The sequence below is a fragment of the Micromonospora sp. CV4 genome, from assembly GCF_003667455.1.
In the GTDB taxonomy this organism is placed as follows: domain Bacteria; phylum Actinomycetota; class Actinomycetes; order Mycobacteriales; family Micromonosporaceae; genus Micromonospora.
Genome location: NZ_RCVI01000281.1, coordinates 1 through 21635, shown reverse-complemented (window position 1 = coordinate 21635; position 21635 = coordinate 1). Strand labels below are relative to the sequence as shown.

At 73.6% G+C, this 21635-nt stretch carries 19 protein-coding genes and 1 tRNA gene; 9 read left to right on the top strand and 11 right to left on the bottom strand.

Annotated elements, in window-relative coordinates:
• Positions 1-940, bottom strand: a 940-nt coding sequence (locus tag EAD98_RS18315) for a hypothetical protein (RefSeq protein WP_121655278.1), incomplete at its 3' end; no start/stop codon positions are given.
• Between the two features lie 98 nt (positions 941-1038).
• Positions 1039-1659 (bottom strand): ANTAR domain-containing response regulator, encoded by a 621-nt coding sequence (locus EAD98_RS18310; RefSeq protein WP_074312885.1) that lies wholly within the window; start codon positions 1657-1659, stop codon positions 1039-1041.
• Positions 1660-1756: 97 nt separating this feature from the next.
• Here EAD98_RS18310 and EAD98_RS18305 point away from each other — a divergent pair.
• The 3 genes from EAD98_RS18305 (at position 1757) to EAD98_RS18295 (ending at position 3322) form a co-directional block, all read left to right on the top strand.
• Positions 1757-1834 (top strand) — tRNA-Leu (locus EAD98_RS18305).
• A complete protein-coding gene (locus EAD98_RS18300) occupies positions 1807-2616 on the top strand; it encodes a transcriptional regulator (protein ID WP_233583874.1) in 810 nt (269 codons plus the stop codon). Before EAD98_RS18305 ends, EAD98_RS18300 begins: the two co-directional genes overlap by 28 nt.
• A 55-nt stretch (positions 2617-2671) precedes the next feature.
• Positions 2672-3322, top strand: coding sequence for an NAD-dependent epimerase/dehydratase family protein (locus tag EAD98_RS18295; protein ID WP_121655276.1), 651 nt, complete (start codon positions 2672-2674; stop codon positions 3320-3322).
• Positions 3323-3336: 14 nt separating this feature from the next.
• On the opposite strand, the gene EAD98_RS18290 is transcribed toward EAD98_RS18295, so the two are convergent.
• Positions 3337-4515 carry a PLP-dependent aspartate aminotransferase family protein gene (locus tag EAD98_RS18290; protein ID WP_121655275.1) on the bottom strand — a complete coding sequence of 393 codons (1179 nt, stop codon included), beginning with the start codon at positions 4513-4515 and terminating at the stop codon, positions 3337-3339.
• A gap of 83 nt (positions 4516-4598) precedes the next feature.
• Here EAD98_RS18290 and EAD98_RS18285 point away from each other — a divergent pair, with 83 nt between their 5' ends.
• Together EAD98_RS18285 and EAD98_RS18280 are read left to right on the top strand one after the other, a co-directional pair.
• Positions 4599-5078 carry an Lrp/AsnC family transcriptional regulator gene (locus EAD98_RS18285; protein WP_121655274.1) on the top strand — a complete coding sequence of 160 codons (480 nt, stop codon included), beginning with the start codon at positions 4599-4601 and terminating at the stop codon, positions 5076-5078.
• A 51-nt stretch (positions 5079-5129) separates the two neighbouring features.
• Positions 5130-6152 (top strand): LLM class flavin-dependent oxidoreductase, encoded by a 1023-nt coding sequence (locus tag EAD98_RS18280; RefSeq protein WP_121655273.1) that lies wholly within the window; start codon positions 5130-5132, stop codon positions 6150-6152.
• A gap of 201 nt (positions 6153-6353) precedes the next feature.
• Here the strand turns inward: EAD98_RS18280 and EAD98_RS18275 are convergent, their stop codons facing one another.
• Positions 6354-8591, bottom strand: coding sequence for a cellulose binding domain-containing protein (locus tag EAD98_RS18275; protein ID WP_121655272.1), 2238 nt, complete (start codon positions 8589-8591; stop codon positions 6354-6356).
• Between the two features lie 259 nt (positions 8592-8850).
• On the opposite strand from EAD98_RS18275, the gene EAD98_RS18270 reads away from it, so the two are divergent.
• Complete coding sequence (locus EAD98_RS18270; RefSeq protein WP_233583873.1) at positions 8851-10287, top strand: pyridoxal-dependent decarboxylase; 1437 nt, start codon at positions 8851-8853, stop codon at positions 10285-10287.
• A 298-nt stretch (positions 10288-10585) separates the two neighbouring features.
• Here the strand turns inward: EAD98_RS18270 and EAD98_RS18265 are convergent, their stop codons facing one another.
• Both EAD98_RS18265 and EAD98_RS18260 read right to left on the bottom strand, forming a co-directional pair.
• The gene (locus tag EAD98_RS18265) at positions 10586-11560 is read right to left on the bottom strand and encodes a sulfite exporter TauE/SafE family protein (protein ID WP_121655270.1); all 975 of its coding nucleotides are present in this window, start codon (positions 11558-11560) and stop codon (positions 10586-10588) included.
• Between the two features lie 101 nt (positions 11561-11661).
• Positions 11662-12126 (bottom strand): Rrf2 family transcriptional regulator, encoded by a 465-nt coding sequence (locus EAD98_RS18260; RefSeq protein WP_121655269.1) that lies wholly within the window; start codon positions 12124-12126, stop codon positions 11662-11664.
• A 271-nt stretch (positions 12127-12397) separates the two neighbouring features.
• On the opposite strand from EAD98_RS18260, the gene EAD98_RS18255 reads away from it, so the two are divergent.
• Positions 12398-13066 carry a YceI family protein gene (locus EAD98_RS18255; protein WP_121655268.1) on the top strand — a complete coding sequence of 223 codons (669 nt, stop codon included), beginning with the start codon at positions 12398-12400 and terminating at the stop codon, positions 13064-13066.
• A gap of 106 nt (positions 13067-13172) precedes the next feature.
• Here EAD98_RS18255 and EAD98_RS18250 read toward each other — a convergent pair whose 3' ends face one another.
• The 4 genes from EAD98_RS18250 to EAD98_RS18235 all read right to left on the bottom strand — a co-directional run bounded on the left by EAD98_RS18250 (position 13173) and on the right by EAD98_RS18235 (position 17581).
• Complete coding sequence (locus EAD98_RS18250) at positions 13173-14057, bottom strand: acyl-CoA thioesterase II (protein WP_121655267.1); 885 nt, start codon at positions 14055-14057, stop codon at positions 13173-13175.
• Complete coding sequence (gene pyk, locus EAD98_RS18245) at positions 14054-15502, bottom strand: pyruvate kinase (protein WP_121655266.1); 1449 nt, start codon at positions 15500-15502, stop codon at positions 14054-14056. Before pyk ends, EAD98_RS18250 begins: the two co-directional genes overlap by 4 nt.
• A gap of 198 nt (positions 15503-15700) precedes the next feature.
• On the bottom strand, positions 15701-17083 hold the full coding sequence (locus EAD98_RS18240) for an FAD-binding oxidoreductase (protein WP_158609818.1): 1383 nt from the start codon (positions 17081-17083) through the stop codon (positions 15701-15703).
• Between the two features lie 132 nt (positions 17084-17215).
• Entirely contained in the window at positions 17216-17581 is a 366-nt protein-coding gene (locus EAD98_RS18235) for a YciI family protein (protein ID WP_121655264.1), read from the bottom strand.
• 263 nt (positions 17582-17844) lie between these two features.
• Here EAD98_RS18235 and EAD98_RS18230 point away from each other — a divergent pair, with 263 nt between their 5' ends.
• Positions 17845-18168, top strand: coding sequence for a hypothetical protein (locus EAD98_RS18230; protein ID WP_147457429.1), 324 nt, complete (start codon positions 17845-17847; stop codon positions 18166-18168).
• Entirely contained in the window at positions 18165-18659 is a 495-nt protein-coding gene (locus EAD98_RS18225) for a hypothetical protein (protein ID WP_121655262.1), read from the top strand. The genes EAD98_RS18230 and EAD98_RS18225 overlap by 4 nt, the downstream gene beginning before the upstream one ends.
• Before the next feature lie 25 nt (positions 18660-18684).
• On the opposite strand, the gene EAD98_RS18220 is transcribed toward EAD98_RS18225, so the two are convergent.
• Positions 18685-21635 (bottom strand): CHAT domain-containing protein (locus EAD98_RS18220; RefSeq protein ID WP_147457428.1); only part of this gene is annotated, 2951 nt, incomplete at its 5' end.

The window sequence follows — 21635 nt, the reverse complement described above, 5'->3', positions numbered from 1 at the left end:
GGTGTATAAGAGCCAGGGCCGACCCCCAGCCCGCCGCCTCCTGCCGCCACGCGCCGAACGTCGACCCGCGCAGACCGACCGCCACCGGCACCCCGCCGACCAGCGCCACGCGCTGCAACTCCTCGTACTCCGGACCGCCCGGCAGCACCGTGCGCCGCCACGACCGCCCGTCCGGCGACGACCACACCGCCGGATCCCGGTCGATCCGGCCGGCCGGCAGCAGACCACCCACCGCCAGCCAACCCGGCGGCGCCGCCACCGCATCGAACGCCCAGGTCACCCCGACCGCGTCGCTGGCCAGCTCCGGCGCCCCCTCCACCAGCGCGAACTCCGCCGCCGGCGGCGACGACACCCACGACGCCGCACCCGCCGAACGGTTGCCGACGATCAGCCAGCCCGGCGCGCCCGCCGCCAACCGGGACACGTTCACCGCCGTCGGCCCGCCGTACGTCTCGAACGACGCCTGCACCTCGCCCAGCGCGCCATCCGACAGCGGCCGCCAGGTGCTGATCCGCGGATAGCCGTGCGCCCCACCGGTCTTCGCACCGATCACCGCCGCCTTACCGTCGCGGCAGGCCACCGACGAGAGCACGTTCTGCCGGCCGTAGAAGGAATCCGCCCGCACCGGCACGACCGTCCAGCTCGTACCGTCCACGCTGGTCCAGGCCGCCGGACGGGTGCCGCCACCGGCGTCGGCGACACCACCGACCAGGAACCAGCGGCCCGCGCAGGCCGCCGCGTCCCGGAGCAACAGGCGGCCCGCGCCACCCGGCGGCGCCGGCAACGTCAGCGGCTGCCACCCCGGCCGGAGCGCCGGCGCGACGGCGACGGTCGGCCCGGCGCCGGTCGAGGCGCCGCCGGACGGCTCGGCTGAACCGTCGCACCCGGAGACCAGCAGCGCGAAGAGGCCGAACACCGCGAGCACCCGTCGGACGGTCACGGGTCGATGCTATTCCCCGAAGGCGCCGCGCGGCGGTCCCCGATCCCGGGGGTACGCCCGAAACCGACGCGCCCGTCGCCACCGAAGAGCGGCGGCGATCAGACGGTCGGCTGGGTCACCTCGCCGCCGGCGGTCTCGGCGAGGATCCGCTCCGCGACCTCCTTCATGGTCATCCGGTGATCCATCGCCGTGCGCTGAATCCACTTGAACGCCTGCGGCTCGGTCATCCCGTACGTGGTCATCAGCGCGCCCTTGGCGCGCTCCACCGTCTTACGGATCTCCAGGCGGTCGGTCAGGCCAGCGACCTCCGCCTCCAGCGCGGCGACCTCCGAGTAGCGCGACAGCGCGATCTCCACCGCCGGGACCAGGTCGCTCTTCTGGAAGGGCTTCACCAGGTACGCCATCGCGCCGGCCGCCCGAGCCCGTTCCACCAGGTCACGCTGGCTGAACGCGGTCAGGATGATCACCGGCGCGATCCGGGCGCCGGCGATGCGCTCGGCGGCGGCCAGCCCATCCATGATCGGCATCTTGATGTCGAGGATGACCAGGTCGGGCTTCAACTCCTCGGCGAGGCGGACGGCGGTCTCGCCGTCGCCGGCCTCCCCCACCACCTCGTAGCCCTCTTCGACCAGCATCTCGGCCAGGTCCAGCCGGATCAGCGCCTCGTCCTCGGCGATCAGCACCCGCCTGCGCTCGGCATCCGTCGGCGTCTCGGCCACCAGCCCTACCCCCACCAGTCAGAACCCGACACCCGCCCAGCCGGGTGTCACCGCCCTCAGCGTAGTGGGTATCCTGTCAGGGCCGAATCAGGGAAGCGCCCTCGTAGCCCAACTGGCAGCAGGCAATGCACTCAAACTGCATACAGTGTGGGTTCGAATCCCACCGAGGGCACCAAAATCGTCGTACGGATACTCGAAGCTGTTTTCGTGCATCCACCTGAGATCCGCGCCCGTGCACGGCGGCTCCTCCTTGCCGGCGGCACCGTCGCAGACACCGCTCGTGCAGTCGGTCTGCCCTATCGGACCGTCTGGCACTGGGGCAACGACCGGCCCGAGGCGAAGCTACAGGGCACGCAACTTCGATGTTTCCGATGCCGCGACGGTGTCGACAGTCCGACAGACCCGGGCGCCTATGCCTACCTGCTCGGCCTGTACTTCGGCGACGGCCACCTGGTGACGACGGCGCGCGTGCCAGTCCTGCGCGTCTACTGCTCCGACGCGTGGCCCCGACTGATCGAGGCGTGCGACGTCGCCATGCGAGCCGTGCTCGCCGCGAAGGTCCAACGGGTGCAGAAGCAGGGCTGCGTCGGCGTGCAGAGTTACGGGAGCCACTGGCCCTGCCTGCTCCCCCAGCACGGTCCCGGCAAGAAGCACCAACGCCCGATCGTCCTCGCCGACTGGCAGCGGCCGATCATCGAAGGCCACCCCGGCGACTTTCTCCGTGGGCTGTTCCACTCGGACGGCTGCCGGTTCGCCAACCGCGTGACCGTCCGCGGCAAGGACTACGTTTACCCGCGCTACATGTTCACCAACGAGTCGACCGACATCATGGGCCTCTGCCAGTGGGCGCTCGACCTGCTCAGCATCGCCTGGCGGATGAACCGGCGCAACTCGCTGTCGGTGGCGCGGCGCGAGGCGGTCGCCGAGCTGGACCGGCACGTCGGTCCGAAGTCCTGACCGCCGGTTTCGGCAGTCGGCAACCAACCAGTTGATCAGCTAGGGGTGGGAACTGATGCGGGTGGTCATCTTCGGCGCGACCGGCATGGTCGGCCAGGGCGTGCTGCGTGAATGTCTGCTCGCCGGCGACGTGCGGGAGGTGCTGACCGTGGGCCGGCGGCCGACCGGGCAGCGGCATCCCAAGCTGCGCGAGCTCACCGTGGCCGACGTCGGCGAGCTGGAGGCGGTGCGCGCCGAGCTGACCGGCGTCGACGCCTGCTTCTACTGCCTGGGCGTCTCCTCGCTGGGCCTCGACGAGGCCGCCTACACCCGGATCAGTTACGACTACCCCCTCGCGGCGGCGCGGCTGCTGGCCGAGGTGAGCCCGAGCGTGACGTTCATCTACGTCTCCGGCGTCGGCACCGACTCCACCGGGCGGGGCCGGGTGATGTGGGCGCGGGTCAAGGGGCGTACCGAGAACGCGATCCTCGACCTGCTGCCCAACGGCTACGCCGCGCGGCCCGGTTTCATCCAGCCGACCCACGGAGTGGTGTCGAAGACCCGGGCGTACCGGATCGGGTACGCGATCACCCGCCCGCTCTTTCCGGTGTTGCGCCGGCTACTGCCGAACCAGGTCACCACCACCGACGGGCTGGGCCGGGCGATGCTACGGGTGGCTCGGCAGGGCTCCCCCCGGCGGGTGCTGGCGAACCGCGATCTGAGCTGAGCCGACCGGGGCGGTCAGCCGAGGATGGCGAGCGCCTGGGCGAGGTCGGCGCGCAGGTCCTCGGGGTCCTCCAGTCCGACCGAGAGGCGCAGCAGCGCGGCGTCGGGTTTCGCGTCGCCCTCGACGGGCCGGTGGGTGAGCGAGGCGGGGTGCTGGATCAGGGTGTCCACGCCGCCGAGGGACACCGCGTGGGTGATCAGCCGGCAGGCGCCGGCGACGGCGGCCGCGGCGGGCGCGCCGCCGCGTACCTCGAAGGCCAGCAGGCTGCCGGGTCCGGCCATCTGCCGGCCGACCAGCGCCGCCGGGTCGTGCACCGACGGGTGGTGCACGCGGTGTACGGCCGGGTGGTCGGCGAGCCAGCCGGCGAGTTTCTCGGCGGTGGCCTGCTGGGCGCGGACGCGCAGGGGCAGGGTCTGGAGGCCGCGGTGCAGCAGGTAGCCGCCGAGTGGGTGCAGGATCGCGCCGGTGACCGCGCGGACCTGGCGTAGGCGGGTGGCCCAGTCGGCGTCGCAGGCGACGACGCCGGCGAGGACGTCGCCGTGCCCGCCGATGCTCTTGGTGGCGCTGTGCAGCACGAGTGCGGCGCCGTGCCGGGCTGGTTGTTGCAGCACGGGGGTGGCGACGGTGTTGTCGACCAGCAGCGGGACGTCGCCGGCCGCGGTGGCGATGGCGGCGATGTCGACCAGGTCGAGGGTGGGGTTGGCCGGTGTCTCGACGATGACCAGGGCGGTGTCCGGGCGGATGGCGGCGGCGACCTCGTCGGGGCGGGCCCAGGTGACGGTGGTGCCGAGCAGCCCGGTGGCGAGCACGTGGTCGGTGCCGCCGTACAGCGGGCGGACAGCGACGATGTGTCGGTGGCCGTCGCGGGCGGCGGCGAGCAGGGTGGCGGTGAGCGCGGCCATGCCGCTGGCGAAGGCGACGGCCTGGGCGGTGCCTTCCAGTTCGGCGAGGGCGGTCTCGAAGCGGGCCACCGTCGGGTTCCACAGCCGTTGGTAGACGGCGCTGCCCTCGGCGGGAAGGAGGCCGCCGGTGGCGAGCTGCTCGTAGGCGTCTCCGCCGGCGTCGACCGAGGGCAGCGGGTTGGTGGTGGACAGGTCGATCGGCGGCACGTGGACGCCGAGCGCCCGCAGGTCGTCGCGGCCGGCGTGTACGGCTGTCGTGTCCACCATCGTCATGCCGGTAGCGTCGAACATCCGCAGCGAACCAGGCAATGGCTCGGAAGATAATTCTGTCGCTGACCCTGGCTTCGTTTAAGGATTCGGGCGAGGATGGCGGGATGCCCCCTGAGCCGAACGATGTGCGGCCGTATCCGGCCCTGGACGAGGTAGATCGCGCGATCCTGACTGAGTTGGCGGCGGACGGCCGGTTGCCGAACAATGCGCTCGCGGAGCGGGTGGGGGTGGCGCCCTCGACGTGCCTGACCCGTACCCGGGTGCTGCGCGAGCGCGGCGCGATCCGCGGGTTTCACGCCGAGGTCGACCCGGCGGCGCTGGGCCTGCCGTTGCAGGCGTTGGTGTCGGTGCGGCTGACGGCGCACGAGCGGGCGGCGGTGGACGCGTTCCGGGCCCGGTCGGTGCGGCTGCCCGGGGTGGTGTCGGTGTTCCACGTGGCCGGCGCGGAGGACTACGTGCTGCACGTGCGGGCCGCGTCCGGGGACGCGTTGCGGGACTTCGTGCTGGATCATCTCGCCGTGGATCCGGTGGTGCAGCACACCCAGACCAGCCTGATCTTCGAGCAGGCGCGCGGGATGGGCTGAGCCGCGACCGGAAAATGCCGGCCAAGCGGAACAAATCCGTCCGCTAACGGGTTGGCAGATCGTGTGATCACCGTACCGTTGTCTGTTCTTGATCTTGCTCCGGTCGCCAAGGGCACCACCGCCGGCGCCGCGCTGGAGGCCACCACCGAGTTGGCCCGGCGCACCGAGGAGCTGGGCTATCACCGTTTCTGGGTGGCCGAGCACCACAACATGCCGGCAATCGCCAGCTCCGCTCCGGCCGTGCTGCTCGCCCACCTGGCCGCGAACACCTCGACGATCCGGCTCGGGTCGGGCGGCGTGATGCTGCCCAACCACGCGCCGTTGGTGGTCGCCGAGCAGTTCGGCACCCTGGAGGCGTTGCACCCCGGCCGGATCGACCTGGGCATCGGCCGCGCGCCGGGCACCGACCAGGTGACCGCGCTGGCGCTGCGCCGCACCATGAAGGGGCTCTCCGCCGAGGGCTTCCCGCGTGAGCTGGCCGACCTGATGAACTACTTCAGCGGCGAGCGGCCGGGGCAGATCATCGCCACCCCGGGGCGGGGTGAGCAGCCGGCCGTGTGGCTGCTCGGCTCCAGCGGCTTCAGTGCACAACTGGCCGGCCTGCTCGGGCTGCCGTTCTCCTTCGCGCACCATTTCAGCTCGGCGAACACCCTGCCGGCGCTGGCGCTGTACCGGCAGAACTTCCGCCCGTCGCAGTGGCTGGACAAGCCGTACGCGATGGTGGCGGTCAACGCGGTGTGCGCGGAGACCGACGAGCGGGCCGAGTGGCTGGCCGGGCCGAGCGCACTGTCGTTCCTGAAGCTGCGCTCCGGCCGGCCGGAGCCCCTCTCCACGCCCGAGGAGGCGGCGGCGTACCCGTACAACGAGATCGAGCGTGAGTTCGTGGAGCAGCGCCGCGACGGTCAGGCGATGGGTTCGCCGGAGACGGTACGCCGGCAGTTGACCGACCTGATCGAGCGCACCGGCGCGGATGAGCTGATGCTGACCACGCTGGTCTACGACGTGCGGGACCGGGTGCGTTCGTACGAGCTGATCGCCGAGAAGGTGGCGGGCGGCCTGCACCGGACGGCGTGAAACACGATCTTCACGTCGACGTCACCCCGGCGACCCGGACGGTGCCTAACGTAGGTGCCGGTGGTGGTACGGCATCCCCGGTCGGGACGGGTCGGGGTATGCCGCGGTGTGGCGCACCGGGCCGCAGCTGAGCGGATTCCGCGACTGCGGCCCGGTGCCTGCCACCCTGGGCGACCCCACTCGGGGCCGCCCGGGGTCAGCTCAGCGTAGGTAGATGTTCGGGGTGGGCGGAGCGGCCATCTGGTCGCCGAGGAAGAACCCCGGATGCGGCGGCTGGTTGTAGGCGGTGTTCTGCCAGGCGATCGCCACCCGGTACTGCGGGTCGTGCATCAGCGTGTGGATCCGGATGCTGGTCGGGGTGGGCGTGCTGTAGATGCGCAACGCCCGGCTGTCGGTGGTCCGCCAGATCACCTCCTCGCGCCAGTCGCCGAGGATGTCGCCGGAGAGCGCCGGCGTGGACTTCGTGCCGTTGTTGGACGCCACGCCGCTGCCGGTGAGCAGCCGGGTTTCGCCGCCGGTGCCGTACTTGTCGATCTTCGTGCCGTCGAGCAGCTCCCGCACCGGGTCGCCGTCCCACCAGGCGAGGAAGTTCGCCGACGACGGCTTGCGGCCGACGTTGCGCCCCCTGGTGTCGGCCAGCCCGGCGACCGCCGACGACCACGATTCCGCGCCGGGGCTGCCCGCCCAGATGTCCGCGGAGACACCCCGGCCGTTGTCGCCCGAGGCCGGCGTGGACCAGAGGAGCTGGCCGGTACGGGCGTCGGCGAACCAGGAGCTGGGCTTGCTGGCGTCCTCGTCGACCTTGAACACCTCCAGCCCGGATCGGCTCGGGTCGAGGTCGCCGACGTGTAGGGCGTCGCCGTGCCCGTTGCCGGTGGAGTAGAGCAGCCGGCCGTTGTCGTCGATCGTGGCGGCGCCGTAGACGATCTCCTGGCGGCCGTCGCCGTCGACGTCGGCGACGGAGAGCTGGTGGTTGCCCTGGCCGGCGGCGGCGCCGTTGCCGGAGGCGTTGGAGTCGAACGTCCAGCGCCTGCGTAGCGTGCCGTCGCGGAAGTCCCAGGCCGCGATGACCGCGCGGGTGTAGTAGCCCCGGGCCATGATCAGCGAGGGGCGCTGCCCGTCGAGGTACGCGGTGCCGGCGAGGAACCGGTCCACCCGGTTGCCGTACGAGTCGCCCCAGGACGACACGGTGCCGCGCGGCGGCTCGTAGGTGACGGTGGAGAGGACCGCGCCGGTGCGCCCGTCGAACATGGTCAGGTACTCCGGGCCGGCGAGGACGTAGCCGCTGGAGTTGCGGTGGTCCGCCGACGCGGAGCCGATCACCTGCCCGGTGCCGGAGCGGGTGCCGTCGGCGGTCTTCATGGCCACCTCGGCGCGCCCGTCGCCGTCGTAGTCGTACACCTGGAACTGGGTGTAGTGGGCGCCGGCGCGGATGTTGCGGCCCAGGTCGAGGCGCCACAACCGGACGCCGGCGAGGGTGTACGCGTCGACGTACACGGTGCCGGTGTAGCCGGACTGGGAGTTGTCCTTGGCGTTCGACGGCTCCCACTTGAGCACGATCTCGTAGCTGCCGTCACCGTCGAGGTCGCCGACGGAGGCGTCGCTGGCGCTGTAGGTGTAGCTCTCCCCGGTGGGGGTGCTGCCTCCGGGCGGGACCTGCAACGGCACGTCCAGGTAGCCGCCGCCGAACTGCAGCGCCGGCGCCGAGGCGGCCTGCTCGGCGCCGCCCACCACGGCGCGCACGGTGTACGCCGAGCCGGCCGCCGCGCCGCTGTCGAGGTAGGTGGTGGCGCCGGTGATCGGGCTGGCGTTGACCCTGGTGGAACCCCGGTAGAGGTTGAACGCCACGCCGGAGGTCTCGGTGCCGAGCAACCGCCAGGAGACGAGGTTGCCGCTTCCGGAGCGGACGCTGATCAGCCCCCGGTTCAGGTTCTCCATCTGCACCGCCCCGGCCGAGGGTGGCGGCGCGGTGGTGGGGGGTGGGGTGGTCGGCGGCGCGGTGGTGGTCGGGCCGCTGGTGGGTACGGCGCCGGTGCAGGTGGCGCCGTTGAGCGCGAAGCTGGCCGGCGCCGGGTTGCCGCTGGTCCAGGAGGCGTTGAAGCCGAAGGCGGCGGTGCCGTTGGTGGCGATGGCGGCGTTGTGGTCGACGTTGCGGGCGGTGACCTGGGCGCCGGCCTGGGCGACGGTGGCGTTCCACGCCTGGGTGACCTGCTGGCCGGCGGTGTACGACCAGGTGAGGGTCCACCCCGTGACGGGATCGCCGAGGTTGGTGACGGTGACGTTGGCGCCGAAGCCACCCTGCCACTGGTTGGTGACCTGGTAGTCGACGCGGCAGCCGACGGCGGCGGCCGAGGCGACGACCGTGCCGAGGGCGCCGGCCGCGACGGCGGCGGCGGTCGTGCCGGCGAGCAGGATCAACCGATGTCTGGACGGGTGCATGAACTGCCTCCGGGGATCCGGTGGTGACCGCTGCGGTCCATCGGCCCTGCCCGGACGGCACGGTGGACGGTCCGGCACGACGGTGGCGGACAGCGATCTGATGTCGGGGGTGAACGCCCTGGAACTCACGGATCCGGCTCAAGGCGCATCGTAGGGCAAGCGCTTTCCGCACCGCAACATCGACATTTGTCGCTGACTCGGTGGCCGTTGAGCACGGCCACCCTTGCCCCCGCGGACGATGCCTGATCAACTCGTCCGGGTGAGCGCCCCCCACATGAACCCCGACGAGTTTCGCCGCGCCGGCCACGCCGTCATCGACTGGATCGCCGACTACTGGGCCACGCTGGAGCATCGTCCGGTCACTCCGGCCGACCCACCGGGCACGGTGGCGTCCGCCCTGCCGGCCACCCCGCCCACCGCCGGCGAGCCGGTCGGGGCGGTCCTCGCCGACCTGGACGCGATCGTCGTACCGGGGCTGACCCACTGGCAGCACCCGAGCTTCTTCGGCTACTTCCCGGCCAACACGTCCGGCCCGAGCCTGCTCGGCGACCTGGTCAGCTCCGGGCTCGGCGTGCAGGGCATGCTCTGGACCACCAGTCCGGCCTGCACCGAGCTGGAGACCGTGATGATGGACTGGTTGGCCGAGTTGCTGGACCTCCCGCCGCGGTTCCGCTCGACCGGCAGCGGCGGCGGGGTGATCCAGGATTCGGCCTCCTCGGCGACCCTGGTCGCCACCCTGGCCGCGCTGCACCGGGCCAGCGGCGGCCGCTGGCGCGAGGCGGGCATCGACCGGCGCTACCGCGCGTACACCTCCGTCCACGGCCACTCCTCCATCGAGAAGGCGGCGCGGATCGCCGGGCTGGGCAGCGACGGGGTCCGCCCGATCGAGGCGGACCCGGAGACCCAGGCACTACGGCCGGACGCGCTGCGCGCCGCGATCGAGGCAGACCTGGCCGCCGGGGAGATCCCCGCCATCGTGGTCGCCACCATCGGCACCACCTCCACCACCGCCGTCGACCCGCTGCCGGAGATCGGGGCGATCTGCGCCGAGTACGGGATCTGGCTGCACGTGGACGCCGCGTACGCGGGCGCCGCCGCCGTCTGCCCGGAGCTGCGCTGGTCGCACGAAGGCCTGGAGTACGCCGACTCGTACTGCTTCGACCCGCACAAGTGGCTGCTCACCGGCTTCGACTGCGACGCGTTCTGGGTGGCCGACCGCGGCGAGCTGATCGAGGCGCTGACCGTGCTGCCGGAGTTCCTGCGCAACGCGGCCTCCGAATCCGGCGCGGTGATCGACTACCGGGACTGGCAGGTGCCGCTGGGCCGCCGGTTCCGGGCCCTGAAGCTGTGGTTCGTGCTGCGCTGGTACGGCGCCGAGGGGCTACGCGCGCACGTCCGCTCCGGGGTGGCGCTGGCCGCCCGGTTCGCCGACCGGCTCCGCGCCGACGACCGGTTCGAGCTGGCCGCGGCGCACCCGTTCTCGCTGGTCTGCTTCCGGCTGCGCGCCGACGACGACACCAACGCCGAGCTGCTGGCCCGGGTGAACGGCACCGGGCGGGTGCACCTGACGCACACCCGGGTGGCCGGCCGGTACACGCTGCGGCTGGCGGTCGGCTCCCCGCAGACCGCCGAACGACACGTCGACGAGGCGTGGGACCTGTTGGCCGCCGCCGCCGGCGATCTGCTCACGCCCTGACGCCAGCCCATGGTCGCCCGACCGTGCGGGCGACGCCGCCTCACCATCGGTCGCCCCGACCACCATCCGCCGCGACCACCCTGGATCGCGCCTTTGCTCTGCTTACACCGAGGCGACAGTTACCGGTGGTCACCGAGGTGCCCGGGGTTGGGCCCGTCCCGCCGGGAAATCCGCAGGTCAGTGCGGTGTCGCGTGGAGGTAAGCAGAGCAAAGGGGTGAACAGGCATCCGATGGGGACGCACGGCCGGTCACCAGAGGTAGCTGCGGCTGAGGCGGACACCGCGGGTGGCAGCGGGGTTCAGCGGACGGCGGGCGTACCCGTTGCGGTCAGTTCAGCCGGGGCGGTGCCGGCGGCCGACGAAGCGGGAGAGACCTCGACGGCGCTCGCGGCGGCGCTCGCGGCGGTCTCGCGGGCCCGGCGGGTACGGCGCAGGGCCCGAACGGCCAGCACCAGCGCGGCCAGCCAACCCGCGGCCAGCAGAGCGTAGACCGCGGGGCCGACCGGGCCGCCCAGCTCGGCGGACCGGATCAGGGTGCGGGCGTTGGTCAGCACGATCACGCCACCGACCGCCGCGCCGAGCAGTTGGGCCGGCACGATGCGCACCAGCCACGCGGCCAGCGGGGCCGCGACGAGCCCACCGATGAGCAGCGCGGCGACGGTGGGCAGCAGGAACCCCTCGCTGCCCAGCCCGATCAGGAAGCCGACGCTGGCCGCGCCGGCCACGACGAACTCGGCGGTGTCCACCGAGCCGATCACCTTGCGCGGCTCCAGGCGGCCGGAGACCAGCAACGCCGGAGTGGCCACCGGGCCCCAGCCACCGCCGCCGGTGGCATCGACGAAGCCGGCGACCAGGCCGAGCGGGCTCAGGAAACGCCCGCGCAGCCGCCCACCGACCCGGTCGGTCCGCAGCGGCCGGGCGAAGCGAACCAGCAGGTACGCGCCGAGCGTGAAGAGGATGCCGGCCATCCACGGCGCGGCCGACTCGGTGGAGATCGAGCTGAGCAGGGTGGCGCCAGCGAACGCGCCGATCGCGCCGGGCAGCGCGATGCGGGTCACCACCCGCCAGTCGACGTTGCCGAACCGCCAGTGCGCCACCCCGGCGGCGAGCGTGGTGCCGATCTCGGCCAGGTGCACCGAGGCCGACGCGGCGGCCGGGGCGACCCCGGCGACCAACAGCAGGGTGGACGACGTCAGCCCGTACGCCATGCCGAGTGAGCCGTCGATCAATTGCGCGGCGAGCCCGACCAGAGCGAGGACCAGCAGCTTGCGCACGAGCGCCCCCTGACTTTTCGCCATCTCCTATCGACTTGGTCGACAATGCGGCACGGGGCGGCCCGGGTCAAGTGCCCGATCGGTGGATGGGACGCCGGCGGTCAGATCCAGGCGCGCGGGTCGGCGGCCAGCTCGGTGACCCGGGCGGGCAGCGCGTTCGCCGCCACGTCGCCCACGCTGACCAGCTCCAGGATCTGCCGCTCACTGGCCCGCAGCGCGATCCAGACCTCCTGGAGCGCGTGGGCCGGACCGTGGTAGCCGAGCGTCTCCGGCCGCTGTCCGCGTACGTGCGCGAGCGGCCCGTCGATCACCCGGATCACCTCCGCGAGGGAGATCTCCTCGGCCGGGCGGGCCAGCCAGTAGCCGCCCTCCGGGCCCCGCTGGGCGTGCACGATGCCGCCCCGGCGCAGCTGGAGCAGGATGCTCTCCAGAAACTTCGGCGGAATCTCCTGCGCCCGGGCGATCTGATCGGCCGTGACCGGCCGGCCCCGCCCGGGACCGCTGGCCGACGCGGCGAGCTCGACAGCCGCGCGGAGGGCGTAGTCGACCCGGGCGGAGAGACGCATGTCGGCAAGGTTAGCCCGCTGGTCAGCCGCCGGGGCGGGCGGCCCTCGGCCGATCGGCCACGCATCGACGAAAAGCCGGCCTGCCCGGGTCGGCGCCGGAAGGCATTCGAGGGCGCGTGAAGTGCGTCATGATCCGCCGTACGGTAGGCCCCGAAAAGCTGTTCCGAAGCGTCCTTATGCTGGGCGGGGAGTAACGACTGTCGGACCGTTTGCGCGGGCTCCATCGGCACATTGATAAACACCCGGGTCCGACTCGGGGGGAAGGCACACGATGACCGATATCGCGACACGCACCTGGGATGGCATGACCATCCCGGCCGCCGGCACCTATCGTCTCGATCAGGCGCACAAGCGGATCGGTTTCCTGTCCCGGCACATGATGGTCAGCCCGGTGCGGGGTGAATTCGCCGAGGCGACCGCGCAGATCTTCGTGGCGAAGGACCCGCTGCTCTCCTCGGTGACCGCGACCATCGAGACCGCGAGCATCACCACCGGGAGCGCCGACCGGGACACGCACCTGAAGAGTGCCGACTTCCTCGACGTGGAACGTTATCCCACCCTCGAATATCGAAGCACGGGTATCAGGTGGCAGGGCAACGACGATCCCATCTTCTACTGGGCCCGCCTGCGCAGAAATCGACTCGCCGGACGAGGCAGAAGTCACAATCTTCCGCCGCAGCCGGACCCGGCACCCGGACGATTCGTGCTCACCGGTGAGTTGACGGTGAAGGGGATCACCCGGGCGGTCGACCTTCAGGTGAATTTTGGTGGCGCTCGTCGCGATCCGTACGGACAGAACATCTTCGGATTCAGCGCCACGGCGGAAATCAACCGCGAGGACTACGGCCTGCTCTGGAATGTCGCGCTGGAAAGCGGCGGGGTTCTGGTCGGAAAGACCGTCCAGATCGAGATCGCCGGCGAGGGCATCCACCAGCCCTGACCCGCCCCGCGCTCGTCAGCGGTGACGGGAGCCCGGCCGGACCCGTCGTCCCCCCCCGGACGCACCCTGTGCTCAGGTGCGCGCCCGGCGGGGATGACCGACAGCCTCAGGCGCCGACGCGGCGCAGCAGACCCTCCTGCACGGCGCTGGCGATCTGCCGGCCGTCGGTGGTGAACATCCGGCCGGTGGCCAGCCCGCGGGCACCGGACGCCGACGGGCTCCAGCAGTCGTAGAGGAACCACTCGTCGGCCCGGAACGGCCGGTGGAACCAGAGCGCGTGATCGAGGCTCGCGCCGACCACCCCGCCCGGCCCCCACACCTCGCCGTGCACGGAGAGCACTGAATCCAGCAGGGTGAGGTCCGAGGCGTAGGTGAGCGCGCAGGCGTGCAGCAGCGGATCGTCCGGCAGCTTGCCGTCGATGCGCATCCAGACCCGCTGGTGGGGGTCGGCGGGCCGGTCGCCGGGACGGACCCAGCCGGGCTCGCCGACGTAACGCACGTCGATCGGGCGCGGGATCTGACCCCAGATGCCCAGCCGCTCGGGGTAGCGGGACAGCCGGTCGGTCATCGTCGGCACGTCCTGCGGGGCGGGCACGTCCGGCGGGGCCGGCGCCTGGTGGTCCAGCCCCTCCTCGGCCCGCTGGAAGGACGCCGACATGAAGAAGATCGGCTTGTCGTGCTGGAGCGCGACCGCGCGGCGGACCGAGAAGGACCGGCCGTCGCGGATGTTCTCCACCTGGTACTCGATCGGCTCGACCGGGTCGCCGGGGCGGACGAAGTAGCCGTGCAGCGAGTGCACGAACCGCTCCGGGTCGACCGTGCGGCCGGCGGCGACCAGCGCCTGGCCGGCGACCTGACCGCCGTACACCCGCTGCGGGCCGACCGGCGGGCTCTTCCCCCGGAAGGTCATCTCCCCGGTCGGGTCGAGGTCCAGGACCTCCAGCAGCTGGTCCACCGCGGCCTGGCCGACCGCGACCCGGCCGTCGCTCACTGCAGCGCCCGCGCCGACGCGGCGTCGACGAGCGACCCGAGCTGGTGGACGCGCAGCGTGTTGGTCGAGCCGGGGGTGCCGGGCGGGCTGCCCGCCACGATCACCACGTAGTCGCCGGGGTTGGCCCGGTTGAGGCCGAGCAGCGCCTGGTCGACCTGGCGGAACATGTCGTCGGTGTGCTCCACGAACGGCATCAGGAAGGTCTCCACGCCCCAGGTCAGGGCGAGCTGGCTGCGCACCTCGGGGACCGGGGTGAAGGCCAGCAGCGGAAGGTCGCAGTGCAGCCGGGAGAGCCGCCGGACGGTGTCACCGGTCTGCGAGAAGGCGACGAGCGCCTTGGCGTTGATGGCCCGGGCGATCGACGAGGCGGCCACGGTGAGCGCGCCGCCGTGCGTACGGGGGTCGTGCTGGAGGCGGGGGACGCCGATCGAGCCGGCCTCCGTGGTCGTCACGATCTTGGCCATGGTGCTGACGGTCAGCACCGGATACTTGCCGACGCTGGTCTCGCCGGAGAGCATCACCGCGTCCGCGCCGTCGAGCACCGCGTTGGCCACGTCGGAGGCCTCCGCCCGGGTGGGTCGCGAATTCTCGATCATGGAGTCGAGCATCTGGGTGGCCACGATGACCGGTTTGGCGTTCTCCCGGCACAGCTGCACGGCCCGCTTCTGCACCAGCGGGACCTCGTCCAGCGGCATCTCCACGCCGAGGTCGCCGCGGGCCACCATGACACCGTCGAAGGCCAGCACGATGGCCTCCAGGTGGTCCACCGCCTCCGGCTTCTCGACCTTGGCCAGCACCGGGCGGAACACGCCCTCCTCGGCCATGATGCCGTGCACGAGCTTGATGTCCTCCGCCGAGCGGACGAACGAGAGGGCGACCAGGTCGACCCCGAGCCCCAGGGAGAAGCGCAGGTCCTCGGCGTCCTTCTCCGACATGGCGGGCACGCTGACCGCCACGTTGGGCAGCGAGACGCCCTTGTTGTTGGAGACCGGCCCGCCCTCGGTGACCAGGCAGCGGATGTCGTTGCCGGTGACGTCGGTGACCTCGACGGCGACGCGGCCGTCGTCGATCAGCAGCCGGTCACCGGGCTTCACCTCCTGCGGCAGCTTGCGGTAGGTGCAGGAGACCCGCTCCCTGGTGCCGACGATGTCGTCGCCGGTGATCACGACCGAGTCGCCGGTGCGCCACTCGTGCGGGCCGTCGGCGAACCGGCCGAGCCGGATCTTGGGACCCTGAAGGTCGGCGAGGACGGCCACCGGCTTACCGGCCGCCTCGGACGCCTCCCGGACCAGTCGGTAGACCGCCTCGTGGTCAGCGTGGCTGCCGTGGCTGAAGTTGAGCCTCGCCACGTTCATGCCGGCCTCGACGAGACCCCGGATGCGCTCCGGGGACGAGGTGGCGGGACCAAGAGTGCAGACGATCTTCGCGCGGCGTGTCACGCCCATCAGGCTAGTCTCTCCTTCAGGTCGGACTCGGGGCCGACCCCTTGCAGGCAGCGGAACAATTGTCCAACGACGCGCGGTGCGCGTCGGGCCGGCGGGCGGAACCGCACCGGAACGTTGTGGCGACGGGCAACGGCGACCGCGCGCCGGGAATCGTACGCCTCCGCCGGCGTGCACCGTCCGGGTGCTCCCGGCGGCGGCTCACCCGGAACGCTCCGACGGCGGCAGGGTGGGCACGGCGGTGAGCAGGTCACGGGGGTCGTAGCGGCGCTTCGCGCGGCGCAGCCGCTCCCAGTTCGCGCCGTAGGCCAGCCGGACGCGGTCGGTCTCCCGCGGGGCGAGCAGGTTCGGGTAGCCGCCGGGCAGGGCGTGCGGGGCGAGCGCCGCCGAGGTGCGCTCGGCCCAGTCCCGGTGCGGCCCGACCAGCCCACCCGGCGCCCAGACCGCGATCACCTCGGTCAACAGGTGATCGTCGCGCAGACCGAACGCCGTGTCGGCGAGCCGCACCCGGCTGGCCGCGCCGTGGAAGTGGTGCAGGGCCAGCGCGGAGAACGGCGAGCTGACCTGCCGGGCGGCGTCGACCAGCGCGTCCACGGCGTCGCCGGTGAGCGCGGGCAGCCAGCGGGTCCGCAGCAGGTAGTGGTTGCCGTCCACCATCCCGCCGTCGAACATCCGCAGCGCGTCCGCGTACGCCAGGGGGCCGATCTGGTCGACCAGCGGGACGCCCAGCGCCCGCAGCCGGTCCACCCACGGCTGTCCGGCGTCCAGGTCGTCGCCGCTGTAGAACGGGCAGAGGAAGACCACCGGCTCGCCGGCGGGGCCGGGCAGGAAGCCGGCCATCACGGTCAGCTCGTCCGGGGCCTCGGCGAGCAGCGCGGCGTAGCCCCGCAGCACGGCCGGCGCCTCCGCCAGCGCGAACATGATCATGCCGGCGAGCACGGCGGGCAGCCGGTGCGCGCGGTAGCGCAGCTCGGTGACCACGCCGAAGTTGCCGCCGCCGCCGCGCAGGGCCCAGTACAGCTCGGCGTCGTGCCGGGGGTCGGCGGTGACCCGGCGGCCGTCGGCGAGGACCACCTCGGCGCCGAGCAGGTTGTCCAGGGCCAGGCCGAACCGGCCGCAGAGCGGGCCGTACCCGCCGGCGAGGGTGAGCCCGGCCATCCCCACGTCCCGGACCACGCCGGTGGGCACCACCAGGTCGTACGGGCGGGCGGCGGCGAGCAGGTCGGCTGCGGTGGCGCCGCCGGCCATGGTCACCGTGGCCGTGTCCGGGTCGACGTGGACCGCGCGCAGGCCGGTCAGGTCGAGCACCAGTCCGCCGTCGCGCAGCGCCCGGCCGGCCCAGTCGTGCCCGCCGGAGCGGACCGAGAGCGGCAGGTGGCACCGGGCGGCGATGCGGACCGCGCCGGCCACCTCGTCGGCGTCCAGGCAGCGGGCGACCAGCGCGGGCGCGCGGTCCACGGCGGCGTTCCACAGGCGGGTCGCGGCGGCGAACGCCGGATCTCCCGGCTCGTGGAGCCGGTCACCGAGCAGGGCGCGCAGACGGGCGGTGGCGGACGCGACATCAGGGGTGGCGGCGGAGCTCACGGCGACTCCTCGACCGGGGCCGGCCGGTGGCGCCGGGTGCGCCCCGACGGCGGTCCTCGCTGGGCGCGACCGTAGCACCGGGGGGCGTCCGATCGCCGTCACCATCACGACAGCCGCCGATGGACCGGCCGGTCAGCTCTCGGTCTTGGCCAGCGGAAACTCCAACGACCCGGCCGGGCAGAGGAAGGTCAGCACGTCCACCCGGTAGAGCCCGGCCTGCACCGCCGGGTCGGCCTCCAGCACGCTGCGCACGTCCTCGACGCTGCCGGTGCGGGCCAGCCCGAAGCCGATCGGCGGCTCCGGGTTGCGGGCCGGCCCGTCCACCGAGCCGGCGACCAGGATGATGCCGCGCTGCTGCAACGCCTGCATGTGCTCGGTGTGCTCGGCCTGCAACCGCTGCACGGTCTCGTTGGGCAGCGCCCGTCCGGCCGCGCCGGGATAGATCACGATGCACTCGTACGTGTCGAGCGCGAAGTCGACCTGCGGCACTCCCGCCATGGGTGCTCCCTCCGCCGTCGCGCCGGAGCGGACCGGCCCGGCTGCCCGAACCGGCGTCGCCGGCACGCGCCCAGCGTCGCACGGCGACGGCGGTCGCATCGCTCGCTCCGCCCAACTGGCCCCGGTCGGGCCAGCGGTGCCAGCCGCCGCACCAGGATCGGCGTGCGGTCCGACCGGGTGCCGGCGGTCCCCCGACACGTCGGCTGACCCGGAGGCCGCGACCGGCTACGGTGGACGGTCCGGGCGAAAAGCGGGAGGTCGGGATGCGCGACGACGAACCGACGGCGGGCCCGCTGCCGTACGTCGAGGTGACCGACGAGGCGTACGCGGCGCGGGCCGCGGCGGACTTCACGGTGCGGGAGTTCGAGTTCGCGGTGCTGCTCAGCGGACGATGCCCGCGGTGCGACCACGCGACGACCAGCACGGTGATCGACGAGCTGTACCGGCGGGAGGCCGCCCCGGCGGCCGAACCGGACCCGGGCTACCGGACGGTGCTCTGCGAGTGCGAGGCCGACCATCCTTCGCGCCCCGCCGGGCTGCGCGGCTGCGGCGCGTACTGGACGCTGCGGCTGGAGGTCGAGGCGTGATCCGGCTGCGCCCCGGGCCGCCCGCGACCGTCGCCGACCTGCACCGCGCGCAGCAGCTGGCCGGGCTGCTGCGCGGTGAGCTGGAGCGGGTCCGCGCGGCGGCGGTGGCGTGGCGCAACGGCCTCGGTGGTCTGCTGGTGGCACTGGTCGGCTTCAGCCTGATCCGGGGCCGCACCGATGTCAGCACGCTGGCGCCGCACTGGGGCGCGCTGGTCGGCGTCCTGCTGCTCGCCGCGCTGGCCGCGGGTGTGGCGGGGGCGCTGGCGCTGCTGCGCGCGGCGCACGGCAGGTTGGCGGTGACCCCGGTTGCGGCGCTCCCACCGGCCCCGCTCGGCGACCACGTGGAGGCGACGGCGGCGGTCCGGTCGCTGCGGACCGGGGTGCGGCTGGTGCTGCTCTGCACCGCACTGCTGGTCGCCGCGGTCGGGGTGACCTGGTATGCGCCGGCCGACCCCGACCCTCCCGCCGCCGTCTCCACCACTGAGCGGTGAGCAGAAACCCTTCCTGACCGGGGCGTCAGGGGCCGAGGTGGGCGTAGCCGGCCCAGGTGTCGGGCCGGTCGGGCAGGGCGGCGCGGAGCCGGCGGACCGACCGGTGCAGGGCGAGGGCCGCCCGGTCCGGCGCGATCCCGCCGGGCACCGCCAGGCCGTCGTACAGGTCGGCGCAGAGCCGTACGGTCAGCGCGTCCGAGATGGACCAGAGCGCGCCGATGACGTGCCGGAACCCGGCGAGCTGGAACGCGGTGCCGAGGGTGAGCGCCTCGTCGGGCAGAGCCGCGCCGCCGCGCACCGTCTCGCAGGCGGACAGGACCGCCAGCGCGCCCGGCCGGCCGGCGGGCCGCCACAGGTCCCGGACGTGCAGCGGGCCGCCGGCCAGCGTGAGGCGCCCCCACGCCGGGGCGCGCAGGTCCTGCGTGCCGTGGCAGGACAGGTGGGCGACCGGCTGGTCGGGCAGCGCGGCGAGCACGGCCGCCGGGGTGGCCGCCGGGCCGAGAAGCGAGCGGACCCGTGGCAGGTGCCGGCGGACGATCTCGTCCTCCCGCGCGACACCGGGCAGGTCGGCGAGGCCGGGGGTCTGCGGCATGCCGACGACCAGCGCCGAGTCGACCGGCTCGGGCCGGGCCGGCACGCCGCGCCGGGCGTGCGCCAACGCCCGCAGCGAGGCGGTGTACGACGGCACCACCCGGTCCAGCACCCCGTCGCCGCCGTCGAGCGGGCCGGTCGCGTGCAACGGCAGCAGGGTGAGCAGCCCGGTCGGGCACCACCACAGGCGTGGCCAGTCCGCCCCGGCGGCGGGCTCCGCACCGGACGAGGCGGTCGGCGTCGGCGCGGCCACGTCGAGCACCGGTGCGGTGACGACCCGCCACAGCCAGTCCAGCGTCTGGCCGACGTCGGTCCGGGCCGCCAGCCGGCGACGCTGCGCCTGCGGCTCCGGGGCGTCCGGGTCCGCCGCCCCGGTGAGCACCGCGATCGCGGTCAGGAAGCCCGCCGTCCGGGCGACCAGCTCGGCCAGGGTCAGCTCGGGCAGCGGGACCACGGTGACCCGGCCGTCGGCGACCACCAGCGCGTCGCAGCGTCGCACGGCCACGTTGACCAGCACCACCGGGCCGTCGACAGCGGCCCGGGCCAGGGTGGCGAACGATGGCGGGCGGAGGAAATCCGCGAACCCGGGCCGGGCGCGGATCTCCGCGAGCAGTTCCCGGCGGCGCATGGCGAGGTCGTACCGCTGCTCGGCACGGCCGCTCGGGCCGTCCGGGCCGGTGGCTTCGAGCGCGGTGAAACCGTCGAGGGCGGTCTGGAGGTCGGCGAGCCGGTCCGCCAGCCGGGGCGACTGCGCGCGCAGGGCGGCCAGGTCGGCGCCCGCGTCGTGGGCCCGGGTCAGCAGGACGCCACGACCGTACTCGAGCAGCTCGACGGCACGTTCCGGACGGTCGACGGCGATGGCGACCGCCGCCGCGGCACTGGCCAGCCCGGGGAACAGCCCGAGCAGACGGGCCTGGTCGTCGGTGTCCATGCCGTGCCAGGCCACCAGGTCGATCAGCTCGATCGCGGTGGCGTACCCGTCGAGCGCGGCCGGCAGGTCGCCGGCCGCGGCGGCGTGCTCCGCGTACCGGCTCGCCGCCGCCGATCGGAGCAGCGACGGCGCGGACTCCACCGCGGCGGCGGCGCGCAGGGCGGCGGTCGCCTCGGCGAGCGCGGCGGGGGTGGCGACCGCCTCCAGGGCGGTGGCCAGGTTGCTCAGGCACATGGTGCGGGCGGGATGCTCGGCGGGCAGCGCGTCGACCGCCGCCCGGTGGGCCACCAGCATGGCGGTGGCGTCCGCTTCGTCGGGGTGGGCCCGGTAGCGCATCAGCAGCGCGTTGCCGAGGTTGGTGTGGATCCGGTGTCGGTCCGCGCCGGCCAACGGCTGGCGGTCGCTGAGCAGTTGAAGGAGCCGGACCGCCTCGTTCAGCCCCGCCGGGTCGTCGCGCAGACGGTGCCGCAGCAGGTGGGCCAGGGCGAGGGTGCCGAGCGTCCGCAGGTACTCGGTCGGCTCGGCCTCCCGTTCGGCCAGTTCGGCCGCCTCGCGCAGCGCGGTCACCGCGGCGTCGGCGTCCCGGGCGGCGGCGGCCGTGATGTCGTCGGCAGCCTGGCCGCCGGTGGGCAGCGCGCCGTCCACGGCCAGCTCCACCCGACGGTTCAGCGCGGAGCCGTAGTTGTGCAGCGCCGGCAGCCGGTCCGGGTGCCCCGGCGGCGCGGTCTCGAGCACCTGCGCCAGCACCGCGATCGCCTCGGTCAGGGTGGCCAGGTCCTGGGTCGAGGTGAACAGCGACTGCAACACCAGGCCCAGGTTCGAACGGTACGTGGGCAGCGCGGCGGCGTCGGGCGCGGCCGCGACCGCGGCCCGCAGCGCCACGGCGGCCGGCTCCAGCAGCGCCGGCTCTCCCGCCAGGTCGGACAGTTCGCGCAGGGTGTTGCCCAGGTTGTTGAGCACCTGATGGCGCAGCGGGTCGTCGGGGGGAAGCAGCGACTCCGCCTCGGTCAGCGCGTCCCGGGCGGCCCGCAGCGCGTCCGCCCCGCCGAGGTCGGCGTACCCCCGGCCCAGCGCGTACGCGAGTTCCGCGAGCCGGCGGGCCCGGCGGGCCGGTTCCCGGGCGTCGGCGCCCTCGCGCAGCAGCCGCACCGCCTCGGTGATGTCGTCGATCCGCCGCCGCAGCTCGTACCGGGTCACCAGCAGGCCGCCGAGGGTGCGCCGCAGCTCGTCCGGATCCGGCCCCCCGTGCGCCGACCGGGATCCGGCCGCCGACCGGTACGCCTCGATCGCCGCGTCGAGATCGGCCGGATCGCCGTCGGACTCGTGCCGCTCGGCGAGCAGGCTCGCCAGGCCGGTCCGTGCCGTGCCGGCCAACTCCGGTTCGAGGCCGCCGAACCCGGTCAACGCCGACCGGTACGCCTCGATCGCCGCGTCCCGGTCGGCGGGCGCCCGGT